The organism is Acinetobacter sp. YH01018 (genome assembly GCF_013420295.1).
GTDB lineage: Bacteria > Pseudomonadota > Gammaproteobacteria > Pseudomonadales > Moraxellaceae > Acinetobacter.
Map to the genome: position 1 here is coordinate 1 of NZ_VOYL01000091.1, position 4561 is coordinate 4561.

The 4561-nt window shown below is 41.9% G+C and carries 3 protein-coding genes; 2 read left to right on the forward strand and 1 reads right to left on the reverse strand.

Features of this window, described 5'->3' with window-relative positions; translation table 11 throughout:
- Nucleotides 1-439: 439 nt before the first annotated feature.
- Both FTT83_RS15500 and FTT83_RS15505 read left to right on the forward strand, forming a co-directional pair.
- Nucleotides 440-2848: a YgiQ family radical SAM protein gene (locus FTT83_RS15500; protein ID WP_180176829.1), complete on the forward strand. Its 2409-nt coding sequence runs from the start codon at nt 440-442 to the stop codon at nt 2846-2848.
- Nucleotides 2849-3196: 348 nt separating this feature from the next.
- Nucleotides 3197-3742, forward strand: a complete 546-nt coding sequence (locus FTT83_RS15505) for a DUF2726 domain-containing protein (RefSeq protein ID WP_180080873.1) — start codon at nt 3197-3199, stop codon at nt 3740-3742.
- Between the two features lie 44 nt (nt 3743-3786).
- Here FTT83_RS15505 and FTT83_RS15510 read toward each other — a convergent pair whose 3' ends face one another.
- The gene (locus FTT83_RS15510) at nt 3787-4146 is read right to left on the reverse strand and encodes a RidA family protein (protein ID WP_180080792.1); all 360 of its coding nucleotides are present in this window, start codon (nt 4144-4146) and stop codon (nt 3787-3789) included.
- Nucleotides 4147-4561: the final 415 nt, after the last annotated feature.

The window sequence follows — 4561 nt, forward strand, 5'->3', positions numbered from 1 at the left end:
ATCCCTTCCCGAACTCAGAAGTGAAACCTCTTAGCGCTGATGGTAGTGTGGGATTACCCATGTGAGAGTAAGTCATCGCCAGCTCATTATTCCTTAAAAAGCCCCCTCAAACGAGGGGGCTTTTTTTTTTATGCAGGGAATTTTTATTAAAAAGAAGAATGATTAAGAATGTATCGGATCTTAAATTACGCTTTTTATTTCTTCAAGAGTTTGCTTGATTCGCTGCTTTGTTCGTGTGTTGAACTATAACTATATAAGTGATCACTTACTGGAGCAGCTTTTTCAACTGAAGGATTATTTGGGGAGAATAAATTAAATCACTGGTTTTGTATAAATTATAATCAAGCAAGCTGAGTCGAATTCATGCTAAAATACTCGGCTTTCATCTTTGATCTAATTTTCAGATCTTCCATCATCTGCCAGCCGAGAATTGCTAGCCATGTCTACTGCTTATACCATGCAGACTGCGCCAAAAGCGTTGTTTGATTACGACAAATATTGGGCGTCCTGTTTTGAACCTGCGCCATTTTTGCCGATGTCACGCGAGGAGATGGATCAACTCGGTTGGGATAGTTGTGACTTTATTTTAGTCTGTGGTGATGCGTATATCGATCATCCCTCTTTCTGTTCTGGCATTATTGGCCGTACTTTAGAAGCTCAAGGTTTCCGTGTCGGGATTATTGCCCAGCCGGACTGGACCAGCGTGGATGCATTCCGAGTATTGGGTAAGCCGAATATTGCCTGGGGTGTGACGGCCGGTAATATGGATTCGATGATCAACCGCTACACCGCTGACCGTAAAATCCGTTCAGATGATGCCTATTCTCCAGACAATGTGCCGAATAAACGTCCTGACCGCGCGGCAACCGTATATTGCCAGCGTGTACGTGAAGCCTATCCTGATGTGCCGGTATTGTTAGGGGGTATTGAAGCTTCTCTACGTCGTATTGCTCATTATGACTATTGGTCAGATAAAGTCCGTCGTTCGGTATTGATGGATTCTAAAGCCGATCTTTTGATGTACGGTAATGGCGAACGTTCGATTGTCGAAGTGATGCACCGTTTGGCCAAAGGCGAAAAAATTACGGACATCACGGATGTCCGTGGTACGGCCTTTATTGTCAATAAACATAACCGTGCTTCTAAAGCTAAATTCGTTGAAATTGCATCGAATGATGTGGACACCATCGGTCGTGTAGATCCCATTATCAACCCTTATGTGATGACGGAAGATCTGGATGGTTGTGAAATTGAAAAAGATAAAGGCAATAGTTTAAGCCAGTATCAAGGCTTCCAAAAAGAAGCGGTCGCCAATCCGATTGTCCGTGAAGGTGACAATCTGGATGCCGATACGCAAATTGTACAGCTACAACCTGCATCAAAGGCGATTAAACATAAGTTACCACCACGAGAACTGGCGGTAATCCGTTTGCCTGCTTTTGAAGAAGTGGTCAATGACCCCGTTTTATATGCACATGCCAACCGTATCTTGCATCTGGAAACCAATCCGGGGAATGCGCGTGCCTTAGTACAAAAGCATGGTGAACGTGATGTGTGGTTGAATGCACCACCTATTCCATTAACCACAGAAGAAATGGATTATGTGTTTGACCTGCCTTATGCACGTCTGCCACATCCTGCATATGGTAATGCACGTTTCCCGGCTTTTGACATGATTAAATTTTCTGTCAACATCATGCGTGGTTGCTTCGGCGGTTGTACTTTCTGTTCCATCACGGAACATGAAGGTCGTATTATCCAGAACCGTTCGGAAGACTCAATTCTGCGTGAAGTGGAGAAGATTCGGGATACCGCACCGGGCTTTACCGGCATTATCTCGGATTTAGGTGGTCCAACGGCTAATATGTACCGTTTGCACTGTAAAGACCCTGAGATTGAGAAAAACTGTCGTAAGCCATCGTGCGTATTCCCGGGTGTGTGTCAGAATTTGCATACCGACCATGCGCCATTGACGCAGTTATACCGTAAAGCACGTGCACTTAAAGGCATCAAGAAAATTCTGATCGGTTCAGGTTTACGTTATGACCTGGCGGTATTAAACCCTGAATATGTGAAAGAATTGGTCACTCATCACGTGGGTGGTTATCTCAAAATTGCGCCTGAACATACCGAAAAAGGTCCATTATCCAAGATGATGAAACCGGGGATTGGCACTTACGACCGTTTCAAACAGATGTTTGATCGCTTTAGTAAGGAAGCCGGTAAAGAACAGTATCTGATTCCTTACTTTATCGCGGCGCATCCGGGGACCACCGATTACGATATGATGAACCTGGCGATCTGGTTGAAAAAGAATGGTTTCCGTGCCGATCAGGTACAAACCTTCTATCCATCGCCAATGGCTACAGCAACCACCATGTATTACACCGGTAAAAATCCGCTGGCAAAAGTGGCGCGTTATACTGAAAATGTGGATATTGTGAAAGGTGAGAAACGTCGCCGCTTGCACAAGGCTTTCTTGCGTTATCATGATCCAAATAACTGGCCAATGTTACGTGAAGCTTTGAAAGAAATGGGCCGCTCAGACTTGATTGGTAATTCGAAACAACATCTGATTCCGAGCTATCAACCGCAAGGCACAGAAGGGCAATATCAGTCGGCACGCAAGAAAAACTCGACCTTGGCGGGAGATTCTGCAAAACGCACAGGTGAAAATACTGCACGTAATCAATCACGTAATGTTGCCAATACAAATGGCAATAATCGTCCTAAAAAAGGCCAGATCCTGACTCAACATACTGGCTTACCACCACGTGAAACTGGGGAGAAACGTCCATTTGCGGGTTCTAAATCCAAGATTAAATCTAAGCCTAAGTCAAAAGCTTGATTTTTTAAAAAAAAGGACGCTTAGGCGTTCTTTTTTTACCATTCAATTAAATAGCCCTCTAATGAAAACAGCTCATCGGAATTGTAGGACAATATTCAAAAGTAGTCTTGCATCCCTACTGTGCCTTGAGCTACAGTAATTTGGTGTCAGATAATGGATGAATCCTAGGCATAGATGTAAAAAATAAAATCAGTGCAACTTTTTGTCAGCATTTATAATGTTTTCGTCATGATTAAATGCAGTTCGTTTGCTTGAAATATTTAATAAAAATAAGCGTTGTATACTGAGGTTGATAACAAGCATCGGTGTGACACCGGAAATACTATAAAAAATTAAAGGATTAAGATGATGATAATTTATATTTTGGTCGGAAGTTTACTTCTGTTTGGCATTCTGTTGAAGGCTTGGAAAAGTCTGGAAGGTAGTGCTAAACAGCAAGATAGTGCTTTAAAACAAAGAGCTATTTTTAATATTAGTGAACAGATCACATTTACACGCCTTAAAGAAATATTGCCGCGCAGTACTGTGTTGGCTCATGTTTCATTTGATGCCTTGTTGACGACCAAATACAGCCGTACCCGCCATAAATATCGCAATATGGTGGCAGATTTTGTGATTCTGGATGAACATCATCAGGTGTTTGCCATTATTGCATTGGATGATCCCATGGCTTTACGCCATCCGCAAAATGCCCAATATCAGGATGCGCTGTTGGCGATGGCCGGGTATCGGGTGATTCGCTATGAAGATGTACCGGAATATTTTCAGTTAAGACAAGATTTTTTAATTGAAAATCCTACTGATTTTCAGCTAGATGAGTTAACAGAGGTTTCAATAAAAAAGTATGATTTTTATCCAGATTTGGGCCGAAAGAAAATCCGCCTGTTAGGTTAAATCACTATAAGCATGAATGACTGTTCATGCTTATTTTTTGGCTTTTAATTCGATGCACGAACAGCAGTGACAGTCATTTCTACCAGAACATCAGGAGCATACAACTTGGCCTCGACACAGGTACGAGGCAGGGCTTCAATATTAGCGACCCAGGCATCCCAGATTTCATTCATCGCCGCATAGTCATTTTCAATATCTTTTAAATAAATGGTCACAGACATAATTTGGCTCTTGTCTGTACCTGCATCCGCCAGCAAGCGATCAATAATTTCCAGGGTTTGCCGTGTCTGACCTTTAATATCCAGCGTGGTATCTGTAGCCAATTGACCAGCCAGATGTACTAGGTTTCCTGAAATGGCAATTTCAGAAAAGCGCTTTTCAACATGCAGACGTTGTACTGTCATAATATAAGTCCTTTATTTTCGGCATAATTGCTGCGAGCCATATCTTGGTCATACAGCCTGCAGCCAGGTAGATGGCAACATCATAATGCCATGAGCCCTTACCGTAAATCACTCATCGCGCAGTTATTGTTGGGCTATAGCTAACGCTGTACGTGCATGGAGTTAAAGTAATAGGGTAGTTATACTAAGCTATTTACGTACAGAGCTTAGGTCATTTCCTTTAAGCCTTAATGCTCAACTAAAATTATGCTATAAAACACTAATTAAAATAGGAATTTTATGAAAATAATCTTTGTACACGACAAAAAAAGATAACTCATTGAAATAATGGCATAATACTTGTTTTCTGACGACGAATATGATGACACATTTCAATGAGTTACATCTCATCTTAAACAAATATCTAAAGTGGAAC